The 14717-nt window shown below is 63.0% G+C and carries 15 protein-coding genes (1 of these 15 running past the window's edge); 12 read left to right on the top strand and 3 right to left on the bottom strand.

Annotated features, from left to right (window positions below; translation table 11 throughout):
* Positions 1-3: 3 nt before the first annotated feature.
* Positions 4-1008 (top strand): NADPH:quinone reductase, encoded by a 1005-nt coding sequence (locus tag RX331_RS04855; RefSeq protein WP_317255501.1) that lies wholly within the window; start codon positions 4-6, stop codon positions 1006-1008.
* Here RX331_RS04855 and RX331_RS04850 read toward each other — a convergent pair.
* Positions 971-1426 carry a DUF3775 domain-containing protein gene (locus RX331_RS04850; RefSeq protein WP_317255500.1) on the bottom strand — a complete coding sequence of 152 codons (456 nt, stop codon included), beginning with the start codon at positions 1424-1426 and terminating at the stop codon, positions 971-973. The two genes, RX331_RS04855 and RX331_RS04850, sit on opposite strands and share 38 nt — an antisense overlap.
* 115 nt (positions 1427-1541) lie before the next feature.
* Here RX331_RS04850 and RX331_RS04845 point away from each other — a divergent pair, with 115 nt between their 5' ends.
* From RX331_RS04845 to RX331_RS04820, 6 genes are all read left to right on the top strand, one after another.
* A complete protein-coding gene (locus RX331_RS04845; protein ID WP_317255499.1) occupies positions 1542-2390 on the top strand; it encodes an MBL fold metallo-hydrolase in 849 nt (282 codons plus the stop codon).
* Between the two features lie 121 nt (positions 2391-2511).
* Complete coding sequence (locus RX331_RS04840) at positions 2512-3354, top strand: fumarylacetoacetate hydrolase family protein (RefSeq protein ID WP_317255498.1); 843 nt, start codon at positions 2512-2514, stop codon at positions 3352-3354.
* A 178-nt stretch (positions 3355-3532) separates the two neighbouring features.
* On the top strand, positions 3533-4147 hold the full coding sequence (locus RX331_RS04835; RefSeq protein ID WP_317255497.1) for a glutathione S-transferase family protein: 615 nt from the start codon (positions 3533-3535) through the stop codon (positions 4145-4147).
* 21 nt (positions 4148-4168) lie between these two features.
* On the top strand, positions 4169-5377 hold the full coding sequence (locus RX331_RS04830) for a serine hydrolase (protein WP_317255496.1): 1209 nt from the start codon (positions 4169-4171) through the stop codon (positions 5375-5377).
* Positions 5374-6243 carry an MBL fold metallo-hydrolase gene (locus RX331_RS04825; protein WP_317255495.1) on the top strand — a complete coding sequence of 290 codons (870 nt, stop codon included), beginning with the start codon at positions 5374-5376 and terminating at the stop codon, positions 6241-6243. The genes RX331_RS04830 and RX331_RS04825 overlap by 4 nt, the downstream gene beginning before the upstream one ends.
* Positions 6240-7031 (top strand): enoyl-CoA hydratase/isomerase family protein, encoded by a 792-nt coding sequence (locus RX331_RS04820; RefSeq protein WP_317255494.1) that lies wholly within the window; start codon positions 6240-6242, stop codon positions 7029-7031. The genes RX331_RS04825 and RX331_RS04820 overlap by 4 nt, the downstream gene beginning before the upstream one ends.
* Here RX331_RS04820 and RX331_RS04815 read toward each other — a convergent pair.
* Positions 7028-7570 carry a methylated-DNA--[protein]-cysteine S-methyltransferase gene (locus RX331_RS04815; protein WP_317255493.1) on the bottom strand — a complete coding sequence of 181 codons (543 nt, stop codon included), beginning with the start codon at positions 7568-7570 and terminating at the stop codon, positions 7028-7030. The genes RX331_RS04820 and RX331_RS04815 overlap by 4 nt on opposite strands.
* A 181-nt stretch (positions 7571-7751) precedes the next feature.
* Here RX331_RS04815 and RX331_RS04810 point away from each other — a divergent pair, with 181 nt between their 5' ends.
* Positions 7752-8573, top strand: coding sequence for an alpha/beta hydrolase (locus tag RX331_RS04810; RefSeq protein WP_317255492.1), 822 nt, complete (start codon positions 7752-7754; stop codon positions 8571-8573).
* An 8-nt stretch (positions 8574-8581) separates the two neighbouring features.
* On the opposite strand, the gene RX331_RS04805 is transcribed toward RX331_RS04810, so the two are convergent.
* Entirely contained in the window at positions 8582-10315 is a 1734-nt protein-coding gene (locus RX331_RS04805) for an adenylate/guanylate cyclase domain-containing protein (RefSeq protein ID WP_317255491.1), read from the bottom strand.
* A 165-nt stretch (positions 10316-10480) separates the two neighbouring features.
* Between RX331_RS04805 and RX331_RS04800 the strand changes: the two genes are divergently transcribed.
* From RX331_RS04800 to RX331_RS04785, 4 genes are all read left to right on the top strand, one after another.
* Positions 10481-11155 (top strand): GntR family transcriptional regulator, encoded by a 675-nt coding sequence (locus RX331_RS04800; RefSeq protein ID WP_317255490.1) that lies wholly within the window; start codon positions 10481-10483, stop codon positions 11153-11155.
* A gap of 139 nt (positions 11156-11294) precedes the next feature.
* The gene (locus RX331_RS04795) at positions 11295-12095 is read left to right on the top strand and encodes a phytanoyl-CoA dioxygenase family protein (protein ID WP_317255489.1); all 801 of its coding nucleotides are present in this window, start codon (positions 11295-11297) and stop codon (positions 12093-12095) included.
* Between the two features lie 154 nt (positions 12096-12249).
* Complete coding sequence (locus RX331_RS04790; protein WP_317255488.1) at positions 12250-13563, top strand: NAD(P)H-dependent oxidoreductase; 1314 nt, start codon at positions 12250-12252, stop codon at positions 13561-13563.
* Between the two features lie 427 nt (positions 13564-13990).
* Positions 13991-14717: the 5' portion of a TRAP transporter substrate-binding protein gene (locus RX331_RS04785; RefSeq protein WP_317255487.1), read on the top strand. It continues 362 nt past the right edge of the window; 727 of the gene's 1089 nt are visible here — the first part of the coding sequence; the start codon lies at positions 13991-13993; its stop codon lies off the right edge, out of view.

Below are 14717 nucleotides of genomic sequence, written 5' to 3'. Positions count from 1 at the left end.
CGGATGAAAGCGGTCTGGTACGAACGAACGGGGCCAGCACAAGAGGTGCTGGTCCACGGCGAGATGGCGTCGCCGGTCGCCGGTCCGGGCGAGGTGCGCGTGCGGCTGGAAGCCTCCGGCGTCAATCCGGCCGATGTCGGCCGGCGCGGCGGCACCTACCGGCCGATGGAATATCCGCGCGTCATTCCGAACAGCGATGGCGCAGGGATCATCGACCAGGTCGGCGACGGCGTTACGCGCCTCAAGCTCGGCCAGCGGGTCTGGCTGTTCAACGGCCAGCGCAACGGCCGCGCCTTCGGCACCGCCGCTGAATATATCGCACTCGCCGAACATCTGGTGACGCCACTGCCGGACAATCTGTCGTTTGCCGAAGGCGCGACGCTCGGCATTCCCGCCATGACCGCTTGGTGCTGTCTTTACTGCGACGTGCCGATCGTCGGACAGACTGTGCTCGTCACCGGCGGCGCCGGGGCGGTCGGGCACTACGCCGTGCAGCTCGCCAAATGGGGCGGCGCCAAGGTGATCGCGACCGTGAGCTCGGCCGCCAAGGGCGAACAGGCGCGGCTCGCCGGCGCCGACCTCGTCGTCAATTACAGGACGGAGGATGTGGTTGCGAAGGCCATGGCCTTCACCTCCCAGCGCGGCGTCGATCGCGTCGTCGACGTCGATTTCGGCGGCAATATCGAGACCACGCTGAAGCTGATGGGAATGAATTCGACGATTGCGCTCTACGCCACCAACGGCAACCGCACGCCTGTCGTCCCGGCGCGCGAGCTGATGGAAAAATGCATCGCGATACGCGCGCTGGTGCTGTTCGCCCTGCCGCGTCCGCTATTGGCGGCGGCACAGGCGGATATTTCAAAGTGGCTGGCAGCCGGCCGGCGCATTCACAATGTCGCTGGACAGTTCGCGCTCTCGGATACCGCGCAGGCACATCTGGCGGTCGAGAAAGGCGACAAGCTCGGCACAGTCATCGTGGATTGCGCTCGTCTTCTTCCCGCTGGCTGACGCTGGAGGAGTCTGCGGTCGTTCGCTCCTCATCCCAGGTGAGGCCGAACTCGTCGAGGCCCTGCGCCAGAAAGTCCCCGAGCAGCGGTTCGCCCAGGAGATAACGCGCGGTGCGGCGTTCTCGTTGACCAGCGGCCTCGCTGCGTAAATCGTCCCACTCGTCGATCGTGGCATCGCCGCGGCCGAGTCGCATCAAGGCGACCAGATCAGTCCGCTCGTCCTCAGAGAGCGCATTGATGAAGCCGGTAATCTCGCGGACGACCGGATCCTGCCCGCTGTCCTGCAACACATCGATCATGTCGTCATCGGTGGCGTTCGATCCGGAGTCCGGATCGGAGATCGCCTCCTTCACGTCGAATTGCCGCGCCTTCTCGATCAAAAAGCCGACCTTTTCCGTGGAAATTCCGAGTTCCGGCATCGCGCGCTCCTGGTCTGACGTGCCGATAACGTTCCATCGCGCCATCCGATCCATTGCACCCGGCAACAGAAACCCGCATCCTCGCGGCCAACAACATCAATAAAGGAAAGCGCCGATGCAATGGACCGTGGGCAGGGTCAAGATCACGAAGATCGTGGAAACGGAAACCGTCGGCAGTACCCGCTTCATCCTGCCGCTCGCGACCAATGAAGAAATCCAAAAGTTGCCCTGGCTCATTCCGCACTTTGCGACCGCGGAAGGCCGGCTGAAAATGTCGATCCATTCGCTCGTTGTCGAAACGCCCTCGCGCCGGATCATCGTCGATACCGGATTGGGGAACGACAAGCAGGGCCGCAACGTACCGACCTGGAACAACCGCAACGATCCATTCCTCGAAAAGCTGACCGCCGCCGGCTTCCCGCCGGACAGCATCGACACCGTGCTGTGCACGCATTTGCATGTCGACCATGTCGGCTGGAACACGAAGCTCATTGACGGCAAATGGGTGCCGACCTTCGCCAACGCCCGCTACGTGTTCGGCAGGACCGAATACGAATATTGGCGCGACCACAGCGATGCGCCGGATAAGCGCGCCGTATTCGGCGATTCCGTGCAACCGATCGCCGATGCCGGCAAGGCCGAACTCGTCGCCAGCGACGAAAGGCTGACGGATGAGATCGCCCTGATCCCGACGCCCGGCCACAGCCCGGGCCATATGAGCGTCCGTATCAGGTCGGACGGCGAGGAAGGCCTGTTGGCAGGGGACACGGCCCATCATCCCTGCCAGATGGCCCATCTGGACTGGTCGTCGACCGCGGATTCCGATCCCAGGCAATCGGCCGAGACCCGCCGCGAGCTGTTCTCGCGCTTTGCCGACACGCCGACACTGGTGATCGGCGGGCACTTCAGCGCCGGCCATATCAGGCGCAAGGGGGATGCGTTCAGCTTCGTTCCGGTGGGGTGACGTTGATCGCCCTCGCCCACCTACCCTGCGCTTTCCGCAGTTGAATTTCCTGCCCCGCTGTTCCAATAAGCGTCCCGAGGTATACCACCAATTAGTCTGATAACCCGCAGGGAGTGATAAAATGAAGCTTGTTCGTTACGGCGCCAAGGGTTCGGAAAAGCCCGGCCTGATCGATAAATCCGGCCAGTTGCGCGACCTTTCGGCCCAACTGAAGGATCTCGACGGCGAGGCCTGTTCGCCGGCCTCCCTGGCCAAGCTGGCCGCTCTGGATACCTCCAAGCTCCCCGCCGTCGACGGCAAGCAGCGCTTCGGCGCGCCGGTCACCGGCATCTCGAAATTCGTCGCCATCGGCCTGAACTACAGCGACCACGCCAAGGAAACGGGATCGCCGATCCCGACCGAGCCGATCTTCTTCATCAAGGCCAACACCTCGCTGTCTGGCCCGAACGACGCCGTCGAAAAGCCGCGCGGCTCCACCAAGCTCGATTGGGAAGTCGAGATCGCCGCCATCATCGGCACCCGTGCCAAGTATGTCTCGGAAGCCGACGCGCTCAACCACGTCGCCGGCTATTGCGTCTGCAACGACGTCTCCGAGCGGCATTTCCAGCAGGAGCGCGGCGGCCAGTGGACCAAGGGCAAGTCGCACGACACGTTCGGCCCGGTCGGCCCGTGGCTGGTGACCAAGGACGAAATCGCCGACGTGCAGAAGCTCGGCATGTGGCTCGACGTCAACGGCCAGCGCCGCCAGACCGGCAACACCTCGACCATGATCTTCTCGATGGCGAAGTGCATTTCCTACGTCTCGCAGTTCATGACGCTATTGCCCGGCGACATCGTCACGACCGGCACCCCGCCCGGCGTCGGCCTCGGCATGAAGCCGCAGCAATTCCTCAATGTCGGCGATGTCGTTACGCTCGGCATCGACGGCCTTGGCGAGCAGCGCCAGGAAATCATCGCGGCCTAGCTGTCATACCCGCGAAGGTGGGTATCCAGTACGCCGCGGCCTAGGTGAGAAACCGAACCGCTGCGGCGTACTGGATCATCCGCTCCAGTGTCAATTGCGCACAAGGCGGATGATGAGGTCTGAGTGGTTGTCATGACCGCGTATAACAAGAAGAAACCTCCCAAGGGAAACTCCCAGCATGAAACTCACCTTCTCGCCCGCCTCCCCATTCGCCCGAAAAGTCCGCATCGCCGCCATCGAGACCGGCCTGATCGACAAGATCGAGTTCACGCCCGCGACCGTCGCGCCGGCGCAGCCGAACGAGGAATATTCCAGGATCACGCCGCTGAAAAAGCTGCCGGTGCTGATCCTCGACAATGGCGATGTCATTCTCGATTCCTACGTCATCGTCGAATATCTCGACGAACTCGCCGGCGGCGGCAAGCTGCTCCCGGCCTCCGGGCCCGAGCGCTGGAAGGTCAAGAGCGACCACTCGCTGCTGCAGGGCATGCTGGATGCCATGCTGCTGTGCCGCTACGAGGGCATGGTGCGGCCGGAGCCGCTGCGCTGGAAGGCGTGGTCGGACGATCACTGGAGCCGGGCCTGGGCCGGCATGGCGCGATTCGAGAACAAGCCCGAGGTGCTGTCGCGACCATTCGATATCGTGCAGATCGGCCTTGTCTGCGTGCTCGGCTATGCCGATTTCCGCTTCGCCGATTGTGGCTGGCGCAAGGCCTTTCCAAAACTCGACGCCTTCCATCAGAAGATGATGGAGCGGCCCTCAGTGAAAATCTCGGTTCCGCCTGCGGCGTAAGGCAACAACGGAGACGGCGGCATGCGCGAGGGTGGCAGGCAATTGCGGCGCCTCGGCCTCGCCGCCGCCTTCGCGCTCGCGGCATCCGCCGCCGGCGCGCAGACCCAGCAATTCTCCACCGGCCAGCGCAGTATCGCCTGCGGTAACCCGGCTGCGATTGGCGACGGCTGGTTCACCGCGAAGCCGGAAAGCGTCGGCCTCGGCGAGCGCCTGTGCGGCATCGCCGCGCGGCTGGCCGCCACCAATGCCAACGTCCATGCTGTGGTCATCGTCAGGCGCGGCGCGCTGGTCTTCGAGCAATATTTTCCGGGCTATGATGAGCCCTGGGGAATGGGTGGCGGGCTGCATCAATTCGATGCACAGACCAAGCATGACATGCGCTCTCTTTCGAAGAGCGTGATCTCGCTGCTGGTCGGCATCGCGATCGATCGCGAGCTGATCAAGGGCGCCGACGAGCCGGTCGTTAAATTCTTTCCGAATTATGCGGCGGTGAAATCGGCGGGCTGGGACAACATCACGCTGCGCCATCTCCTGACTATGTCGTCGGGCATGCAGTGGGACGAGAACCTGGCCTGGAAAGACCCAAAGAACGACGAGCCGCGTCTGGGCAGCGAGGCCGATCCCTTCCGCTATGTCCTGTCGAAGCCGATCGCAGCGCCGCCAGATGCGGTATGGAACTATAACGGCAGCGGAACGGACCTGCTCGGCCACGTCATCGAGCGTGTATCCGGCAAATCACTCAATGAGTTTGCGCGTGAAGCGCTGTTCGCGCCGCTCGGCATCTCCGACTGGGAATGGATGAAGTACCGGAACGAGCACGTCGCCTCGGCGGTAGGCCTTCGGCTTCGTCCGCGCGATGCCGCGAAGATCGGCCAGCTCGTGCTCAGTAAGAGCGCATGGAACGGCAAGCAGATCATCTCGGCGAAATGGATCGAGCAGTCGGTCACGCCGCGCTTCCAGGCGATCGGCTATTTCGGCGGCCTGTTCTACTACGGCCAGCAATGGTGGATGGGGCGCACGTTGTCCGGCGACGGGGAAGTGAGGTGGATCGCGGCCCAGGGGCTCGGCGGCCAGCGCATCATCATCGTCCCCGAATTCGATAATAACCACATCGGGCCTTTATGGCAGCCGACTGCAGGGCCGGGCCGCGGCCGACATGCTCGCCAATTTCATCATTCCCTCGATCAGAGACAAATAACAACGCGCCTCGTCAGCCGGGAAACAACATGAGCCTGAAATTCACCGTCGGCGATCTCACCATTCATCGCATCATCGAGCAGGAGACCACTTTCCTGCCGGCGCTGGAAATGCTGCCAAGCCTCACGCCGGAAGTTCTCGCGGAGAACCGCGCGTGGATGCAGAAGGCGGGCGCGCTCGACGACAAGGACGTGCTGATCCTGTGCTTCCAGTCCTATGTGGTGAGGACGCCACATCACACTATCCTGATCGATAGCTGCATCGGCAACGACAAGCCGCGGCCGCAGCGGCCGAAATGGAACATGAAGAGCGACGACACTTACGCGCGCGCATTGGCTGCCGCAGGGATTTCAGTCGGCGATATCGACTACGTCATGTGCACGCACCTGCATGTCGACCATGTCGGCTGGAACACGCGGCTCGACAATGGCCGCTGGGTGCCGACCTTCCCCAAGGCGCGCTACGTGTTCGAGAAGACCGAGTTTGACTACTGGACCGAGACGCACGCGAAAACGCCGGTGCCGCCGTTCGGCGACAGCGTGCTGCCAATCGTGGAGGCGAAACAGGCCGAGATCGTGCGCAACGACTTTTCGATCGGCGACCACACCCGCATCCTGCCGACGCCTGGCCACACGCCGGGCCACGCCGCCTTCACCTTCGGCCGCGGCAAGGACGACGCCGTGTTCTCCGGTGACCTCATGCATTCGCCGCTGCAGACGCACTATCCGGAGATGTCGGTGAAGTTCGACGTCGACCAGGCGCAAGCGGCGAAAACGCGTCGCGGATTCCTGGAGCGGTACTGCGACACTGATACGCTGTGCTGTACCGCGCATTTTCCTTCCCCCTCAGTTGGAAAGATCCGGCGCAAGGGAGATGGCTTCTTGTGCGAGGCGATATGAGCACTTTCGAGACACTGTCGATCGAGCCGGTCGATGAGTATGTAGCCATCGTTCGGCTCAATCGGCCGGAGACCTCCAACGCGCTCAACACCCAGATGGGCCGCGACCTCGTGCACTATTTCGAGGACGTAGCGCTCGATCCGAAAAGCCTGCGCTGCATCGTGCTTTCAGGCACCGGCGACAAAGCCTTCTGCGCCGGCGGCGATCTGAAGGAACGGCGCGGCATGACCGATCAAGCGTGGACGCGCCAGCACGTCCTCTTCGAGCGCATGGTGCGGGAGCTGATCGACTGCCCGGTCCCGATCATCGGCGCCATCAACGGCGCAGCCTATGGCGGCGGCTGCGAGATCGCCGGCTGCTGCGATTTTCTCTACGCCGCCGAGACCGCACGTTTCGCTCTGACCGAGGTCACGCTCGGCATCATGCCGGGCGGTGGCGGCACGCAGACCCTGCCGCGCGCGGTCGGTGAGCGCCGCGCCAAGGAGCTGATCCTGACGGGCAAGCCGTTTACCGCGGCGGAAGCGCGCGACTGGGGTCTTGTGAACGAGGTCTTCCCGTTGGCGGAGCTGTTGCCCGCGGCGCTGGCGACCGCCGCCAGCATCGCCCGCAACGCGCCGATCTCCGTCCGCCAGGCAAAGCTCTCGATCCATCGCGGCCTGCAACTGTCGCTGCGCGACGGCCTCGCGCTCGAGATCGAGGCCTATAACCGCATGGTGCCGACGGAAGATCGCCGCGAAGGCGTGCTGGCCTTCAACGAGAAGCGCCCGCCCAGTTTCAAGGGGCGTTAATCGAACAGGCTCGGCGTGTGGTTCACGACTGCGCCTTCGATCGCCAGCATCTTCAGCTTCGTCACCACGCCGCCATTGGCGGAGAAGCCGCCGGGCTTGTTGCCCGCGGCCAGCACGCGGTGGCACGGCACCACGATCGGACAGGGGTTGCGGCCGAGCGCCTGGCCGACGTCGCGCGACAGCTCGACGCCACCGAGCTTCTTGGCGATGTCGCCATAGGTCATGGTCTTGCCCGGCGGAATGGTTCGGGCGATGTCGTAGACGCCGCGGTTGAATTCGGGAACGCCTTCGAGATCGAGCACGACCTCGGCAAGGTCGTTCGGCTTGCCCGCGAGCAGTTCGACCATCCCGTCGATCGCGGCCTGCACCTTCGCGGGCGGCTCCGCCTCGACCAGGTCGCCGTGGCGCTGCTGCAGGCGGGTACGGGTCTTCTTCTCGTCGCCCATCGGCAACTGCACCGAGGTAATGCCGCGCTCGCCCCACACCACGCCGCAGCGGCCGATCGCGGTGTCGAATATCGTAAAATGGTGCCCGGTCATGGCTGGCTCCATCATCCCTGTTCAATGCCACCCAGCTTCCTCTCGAGCTTAAATCTAGGCTTGGAGATTGTTGCTATCCACCCGAATTCCGGGGAACTTGACGGCATGAACAACTTCCGCTGATTTGGGGCCTCCGCTGGGGCCATTCAATGGCCTACCTTTCATCCCGCACGAGTTCGCCATGCAAACCCTTCACGTCAACGGCTATGACATGGCCTATCTCGATATTGGCCAAAGCGCCGATGGCGGCCCGCCACTGGTCTGCATCCATGGTTCGCTCTGCGATTTCAGGATCTGGTCGTCGGTGTTGGGGCCGCTGACGCGCCGGCACCGCGTGATCGCCCCTTCGCTGCGGCATTTCTTTCCCGAGCATTGGGACGGCGACGGCGACACCTATTCAATCGCGCAGCATGTCGATGATGTCATCGGCTTCATCGAGAAGCTGGATAGCAAACTGGTCGACCTGATGGGCCATTCCCGTGGCGGCCACATCTGTTTTCGCGTCGCACAGCGCCGGCCGGATTTGTTGCGCAAGCTGATCCTGGCCGAGCCCGGCGGCGAACTCGACGGGACCCTCGATCCCGCCTACAGGCCTGACCCCTCGCCGCTGGCCGGCATGATCGCGGCGTCCGCAGAGTTGATCGCCAAGGGCGATATCGATGGTGGCCTGCAGATTTTCCACGATGCACTGGAAGGACCCGGTGCCTGGAATCGCCTGCCCGCGATGCCCAAGCAGCTCCTCCGCGACAACGCCACGACGCTGATCGGGCAGATGCGCGACCACCGCCCGCCCTTCTCCAAGGCCGACGCGGAAGCAATCAGGACTCCAACGCTGTTCATCGGCGGCGCCAACACCAGGGGCTCACCGCCAAAGGTACTGCATGCGTTGGCGGCTAACGTGAACGGATCGCGTGTCGAGATGATCCCGAGCACCACCCATACGATGTTCGTGCAGGCTCCGCAGAAATACTGCCAGATCGTGCTGGCCTTCCTCGCAGCGTAAGAGATCAGCTACTTCTGATCGAGTCGCCACGCGCCATCCCAATCGGCGGGCGGCGGATTGGCGCTGAAATTCTCCACCCGTTCGGCCATCGCCTTCGATGGGCTGTCGCCGGGAACAACTTCAAGCGCCGCCCGGAAGGAACGGCGCGCGTCGTCCCAGCGGCGTGCGCGATAGGCAGCGAGCCCCTCGGCATAGCGCGTTTGCAGCACGAGCTGCTGCTCAGTCAATTCGCCGGCGCGGCCGATGATCTCGAACACCGTTTCGGGATGGGTCTGGCCGACGACGATCACACGGTCGACCTCGCGCGCTTCGACCGCATCGCCGGCCGCTTTGATCGCCGCTTCCGAGGCCAGCGAATGGCTGCCATAGATCTTGTTGGCGTTCTCCAGGCGGGACGCAAGGTTCACCGCATCGCCCATCACGGTGTAGCTCATCATGAATTCGGAGCCGATGCTGCCGACCAGCACCTCTCCCGTCGCAATACCGATGCGCACCTCGCAGTCGCTCGGCACGGTACGCACGCCGATCAGCTCCGGCAGCTCGGTGCGCAGCGCTTTGCCGCGGTCCGCCATCTCGACGGCGGCGAGACAGGCGAGGCGCGCCTGCTCGCTGTCCTCGGTGAAGGGAGGACCCCAATAGGCCATGATGGCGTCGCCGATATATTTGTCGATGATGCCGCGATGGCTGCGGATCGGTCCCGACATGGTCGAGAGGTAATGGTTCATCACCTTGACGAGGCCCTGCGGCGTCATGCCCTCGCTAAGGCTGGTAAAGCCTTTCATGTCGCAGAACAGCACCGTCATCACCCGCCGTTCGCCGCTGCTGGCGGCCAGCGACTTCGGATCGATCAATCCTTCCACGACGCGCGGATCGACGTAGCGGCCGAACGTCTCGCGCAAACGCTCCTTGTGGCGCAGTTGCTCGACCATCTTGTTGAAGGCGGCGGTGAGTTGGCCGATCTCGTCACGCGTGGTGACGTCAATCGATCCGTCGAGCTTGCCTGCCTCTACCTCCCGCGTACCTTCCAGCAGCCGTCGCACGGGCCGCGTTATGCCGATAGAGACGAACATCGCAAACAACAGCCCCAGCACCGATGCCAGAATCGTCAGGATCACGGAGATGACGATGGCGGTTTGCTGATTCCGCATCGTGACCTTGGCGTCGGCGCGAACCTGGCCCAGCATGTCCCCGCGGATTTCATCTACCTTGCGATTGAACTCGTCGCGAAGCTCGTCGGAGCGAGCCAGGCTGCTTCTGGCCTCCGAAAAATTGCGGGCTTCGAGCAGCGACATCAGGCGCTTGTATTCATCACGAAGATAGCGCGCGAGATCGTTGGTGACATTCTCGATCCGATCGTCGATCCGGCCGAGCCGTGCGTTGTCTGACGCGGTCGAGGTGTCTTCGATGATCGCATTGATCAGCGTACGCGCGGCTTGCGCCTCCTTTTCGATCTCTAGCCCCATGGCCTCATAGGCTTTTTGGCGCTCGAGAAAGCCGGCCTCGTCGGGTGGCATTTGCATCTTGGCGATCACCATGCGGCGCAGCGCCAGCGCCTGCTCTAGCGAGCGGACGTTCGTCCGCGCCAGGTGGCCGTAGGCCTCGACATATTTGGAGCTGAACTCGTCGAGCTGATGCGCGACCTTTCGCGTCATCACCGTCGACAAGGCCGACGTGATCGCCATCAGAAAGATCAAACCCAAGGCGATGCCGATGATCCGCTTGCGGATCGTCGGGCGCAGCATGGATAGATTTTCGAAGGTGACGGCCATGATCGCGAAACGAATGCAACAAAACTACCGGAACCTGGTGTGTTTAGCGCGTCGCACCACTTGGCCGATAGGCTTGACTGATGTGGGAGGAGCCGCTAGCTTCGAATTCGGAATTCCGTATTCCAAATGGATACCGATATGATCCCCTTGGATCCGCTTCCGAACCTGATTGACCAGGTCTATGCCCGGATCCTGCAGGCGATCACGGATCGGACGCTCCCCCCCGGTCACCGCATCCGGCAGAACGAGCTTGCGGAACGGCTCGGCGTCTCGCGCCAGCCGGTGTCTCATGCGCTGCATCTGCTGCATCGGCAGGGGCTGGTCGCTGAAAGCGGTCGCCGCGGCTTCGAGGTGACCCGACTCGATCCGGAACGCATCCGCCAGCTCTATGAGGTGCGCGGCGCCATCGATGCGCTGGCCGCCAAGCTCGCCGCCGGGCGCGCCAGGACCGATGCAAAAGCGCGCGCGCAGCTCGAGGCGGCGCTGGATGCGGGGCGGACCATCCACAAGGACACGCCGCTGGCGCGGCTGATCGCGCTCGACGTCGATTTTCACAGCGCGATCTATCGCCTCGCCGGCAATCCCGCGATCGAGGAGATGATCGCGCCGCAATGGCCGCATATGCGCCGCTCGATGGCGACCGTGCTCGTTGAGCTTGACTACCGCGAAAGCGCGTGGAGCGAGCATGAAAACATCGCCGCGGAGATTCTTGCCGGCAACATTAAGGCCGCGGAAGCCGCGGCGCTCACGCACGCGCAGACAGCGGGGCGAATGACTGAGGAGCGACTGAGAGCGGTTGATAGGGCGGCGTAGCGACCAGCAAGTCCTCATCCTGAGGAGTCGCGAAGCGGCGTCTCGAAGGATGGGCACCGGGCCTCATGGTTCGAGACGCGCGAAGGCGCGCTCCTCACCACGAGGGGAGACAAAACAATAATCAACAGGAGAGAACGCCATGAAACTGACGCCACAGCAGATCGAATTCTTCAATCGCGAAGGATGGTTGTTCCTGCCGGAGCTGTTCAGCCAGGAGGAGGTGGACTATCTCGCCCGCGAGGCCGTCAGCATCTACGACGCCAATCGTCCCGAGGTGTGGCGCGAGAAGAGCGGCGCGCCGCGCACCGCGTTTGCCGCGCATCTCTACAATGAAGCGTTCGGCGTTCTCGGCGCGCATCCGCGCATGATCGAGCCGATCGAGCAGATTTTTGGCGAAAAGCTCTACATGCATCAGTTCAAGATCAACGCCAAGGCCGCCTTTACCGGCGATGTCTGGCAGTGGCATCAGGATTACGGCACCTGGAAGCGCGACGACGGCATGCCGCTGCCGCGCGCGATGAACATTGCGATCTTCCTTGACGAGGTGATGCCGATCAATGGTCCGCTGATGCTGGTGCCGAAGAGCCAGCACGCCGGCGACCTCAAGGCCTCGCACGATCTGGAAACCACCTCCTATCCGCTGTGGACGCTGGATGAGGAGACCGTCACGCGCCTCGTCAAGGAAGGCGGCATCGTGGCGCCGACCGGCAAGGCCGGCGGCATGCTGATGTTCCATGGCAACCTCGTGCACGGATCGAGCGGCAACATCACGCCCTATCCGCGCAAGATCGTCTACCTGACGCTGAATGCGGTTTCGAATTACATACGTACTCCGACGCGGCCGGAATATATTGCGCATCGCGATTTTACCCCGATCGAGCCGGTGGACGATGATGCGCTGCTACGGTTGGCGCGGGCGCACCGTCAGGCGGCAGAGTAAGGTCCATTGCTCGTGCCCCGGACGCAGTGCATCATGAAATGATGCACTGCTGAGCCGGAGCCCATTTCTTCCCGGCCTCCCTATAGGTCCCGGCTCTGCGGAGCAGCACTTCGTGCCGCACCGCGTCCGGGGCCCGACAGCTTGGATCACTTCCATGAACCTTCACCGCCTCCTCTCCGCCCGCCATGCCGCCGGCAAACCGGTTCGCGCCGCGCTGATCGGCGCCGGAAAATTCGGCTCGATGTTTTTGTCGCAAGTGCCGCACACGCCGGGACTCGAAGTATCCGTCATCGTCGACCTCGATCGCGATCGAGCGCGCGAAGCCTGCCGCACCGTCGGTTGGGACCAGGCGATGATTGCGCGAACCGCCTTCACCGATGACGGCGTGCGCGCGATTGCCGGCGGCGCGATGGATGTCGTGGTCGAAGCGACCGGCAATCCCGACGTCGGCATCAAGCACGCGCGCGCGGCGATTGCCGCGGGCAAGCATGTCGTGATGGTCAATGTCGAAGCCGACGTGCTGGCCGGCCCCCTCCTCGCGGAGGAAGCGCGCAAGGCCGGCGTGGTCTATTCGCTGGCCTATGGCGACCAGCCGGCGCTGACCGCCGAGATGGTGGACTGGGCGCGGGCCACCGGCTTTCGCGTCGTCGCAGCCGGCAAGGGCACCAAGTATTTGCCCGCCTATCACGACGTGACGCCGGACGGCGTGTGGAGCCATTACGGCCTCACATCAGGCGAAGCGCAATCGGCCGGCATGAATCCGCAGATGTTCAACTCGTTTCTGGACGGCACCAAATCCGCGATCGAAATGGCGGCGATCGCCAATGCATGCGGCCTCGACGTGCCGTACGACGGCCTGCTGTTTCCACCTTGCGGCGTCGACGATCTGCCGCATGTGATGCGGCCGCGCGATAGAGGCGGCGTGCTGGAGAAGGCAGGCCTTGCCGAGGTCGTCTCCTCGCTGGAACGTGACGGCCGACCGGTGTTCCGCGATCTGCGCTGGGGCGTCTATGTCGTGCTCGAAGCGCCGAACGACTACGCGGCCGATTGCTTCAAGCAATACGGATTGAAGACCGATGCCTCGGGGCGTTATGCGGCGATGTACAAGCCGTATCACCTGATCGGCCTCGAGCTGAACATCTCGATCCTGTCGGCGGCGCTACGCAACGAGCCGACCGGACAGCCGCATGATTTTCGCGGCGATGTCGCGGCCGTCGCCAAGCGCAATCTGCGCGCCGGCGAGATGCTCGACGGCGAAGGCGGCTACACGGTGTGGGGCAAGCTGATGCCGGCGGCGAAGAGCCTGGCGTCCGGCGCGCTGCCGATCGGCCTCGCACATCGCGTCAAGCTCAAGAACGATATCGCTCACGGCGCAGTGGTGTGCTGGAGCGACGTCGAGGTCGATGCCGATAACGAGACGATCAGGACACGCCGCGCGATGGAGGCAGCGTTCTCCGCACGGCAATGATGGCGCGATGCGCAATCATTCAGGAGCCGTGGTTTGAATTTCGGTCGCCGTGCGCGGGCACGCTCAGATTGACGACGGAAGGCGAGCGGCAGTGCTCGCCCGGCGGAATTACTGCAATGCGGCATTTCCCCTGCCCGGCTATCACGCGCCGTCTTATCCCTTCGTCGGGGGATGCAGCTCGATCGGCCAGTATTCAGGCAAACCTTCGCATTGCGGCCGAACCAGAAGCCTTGATTATCAATCACTAATTCGTCATCCTGCCCGGCAGGTCCACAAAGCCGGGAAATTGATTGCATTGAAAAACCAAGAGCCTTGGTTTCAGGGCCGACATTCCTAAACAACAGCCCGCTTCCATCCATAGGAAAACTAGAGAAGACGACAGAGATCGTCGTCCGTTGGTCGGCCGGCAATTACAGAGGGGAAACAAATGAAACGTCGTGATTTCTTGAAAGTTGGCGGCGTCGGTCTCGCCGCGAGTGCGGTGGCTACGCCAGCGATTGCGCAATCCAATCCTGAGATAAAGTGGCGATATACCGCGAGCTGGCCGAAATCGCTCGATACGCTCTATGGAGGCTGCGAATATTTTGCCAAGCGCGTCGCCGAAATCACCGATAACAAATTCCAGATTCAGCCGTTCGCAGCCGGTGAAATCGTGCCCGGCCTGCAAGTGCTAGACGCGGTCTCGAACGGCACGGTCGAGATGGGCAACACCGCGCTGTATTATTATTGGGGCAAGAACCCGGCCTTCACCTTCGGCACATCGCTGCCGTTCGGCCTCAACACGCGCTCGCACATTTCATGGCTCCGCTTCGGCGGCGGCATGGACATGCTCAACGACCTCCTGAAGGAATATGGCTGCGTCGGCGTGCCGACCGGTTCGACCGGCGCTCAGATGGGCGGCTGGTTCCGGAAAGAGATCAAGTCGATGGACGATTTCAAGGGTTTGAAATTCCGCGTCGGCGGTTTCGCCGGCACCATCATCGCCAAGGTCGGCGGCGTGCCGCAGCAGATCGCGGGCGGCGACATCTATCCGGCGCTGGAAAAAGGCACCATCGACGCCGCCGAGTGGGTCGGCCCCTATGACGACGAAAAGCTCGGTTTCGTGAAGGTCGCAAAATACTACTACTATCCGGGCTGGTGGGAAGGCACCGGCC

It is taken from the genome of Bradyrhizobium sp. BWA-3-5, from assembly GCF_032917985.1.
Lineage (GTDB): Bacteria > Pseudomonadota > Alphaproteobacteria > Rhizobiales > Xanthobacteraceae > Bradyrhizobium.
Note: the sequence above shows the minus strand (reverse complement) of the source record. Positions and strands in the feature narration are given on the sequence as shown.

Bases quoted from the DNA above. Each gene is read 5' to 3' on its own strand.
- RX331_RS04800 (WP_317255490.1), top strand. From the start codon at position 10,481: ATGATCCCCTTGGATCCGCTTCCGAACCTGATTGACCAGGTCTATGCC.
- RX331_RS04820 (WP_317255494.1), top strand. From the start codon at position 6,240: ATGAGCACTTTCGAGACACTGTCGATCGAGCCGGTCGATGAGTATGTA.
- RX331_RS04845 (WP_317255499.1), top strand. From the start codon at position 1,542: ATGCAATGGACCGTGGGCAGGGTCAAGATCACGAAGATCGTGGAAACG.
- RX331_RS04790 (WP_317255488.1), top strand. From the start codon at position 12,250: ATGAACCTTCACCGCCTCCTCTCCGCCCGCCATGCCGCCGGCAAACCG.
- RX331_RS04850 (WP_317255500.1), bottom strand. From the start codon at position 1,426: ATGCCGGAACTCGGAATTTCCACGGAAAAGGTCGGCTTTTTGATCGAG.
- RX331_RS04810 (WP_317255492.1), top strand. From the start codon at position 7,752: ATGCAAACCCTTCACGTCAACGGCTATGACATGGCCTATCTCGATATT.
- RX331_RS04840 (WP_317255498.1), top strand. From the start codon at position 2,512: ATGAAGCTTGTTCGTTACGGCGCCAAGGGTTCGGAAAAGCCCGGCCTG.
- RX331_RS04835 (WP_317255497.1), top strand. From the start codon at position 3,533: ATGAAACTCACCTTCTCGCCCGCCTCCCCATTCGCCCGAAAAGTCCGC.
- RX331_RS04805 (WP_317255491.1), bottom strand. From the start codon at position 10,315: ATGCTGCGCCCGACGATCCGCAAGCGGATCATCGGCATCGCCTTGGGT.
- RX331_RS04855 (WP_317255501.1), top strand. From the start codon at position 4: ATGAAAGCGGTCTGGTACGAACGAACGGGGCCAGCACAAGAGGTGCTG.
- RX331_RS04830 (WP_317255496.1), top strand. From the start codon at position 4,169: ATGCGCGAGGGTGGCAGGCAATTGCGGCGCCTCGGCCTCGCCGCCGCC.
- RX331_RS04795 (WP_317255489.1), top strand. From the start codon at position 11,295: ATGAAACTGACGCCACAGCAGATCGAATTCTTCAATCGCGAAGGATGG.
- RX331_RS04825 (WP_317255495.1), top strand. From the start codon at position 5,374: ATGAGCCTGAAATTCACCGTCGGCGATCTCACCATTCATCGCATCATC.
- RX331_RS04815 (WP_317255493.1), bottom strand. From the start codon at position 7,570: ATGACCGGGCACCATTTTACGATATTCGACACCGCGATCGGCCGCTGC.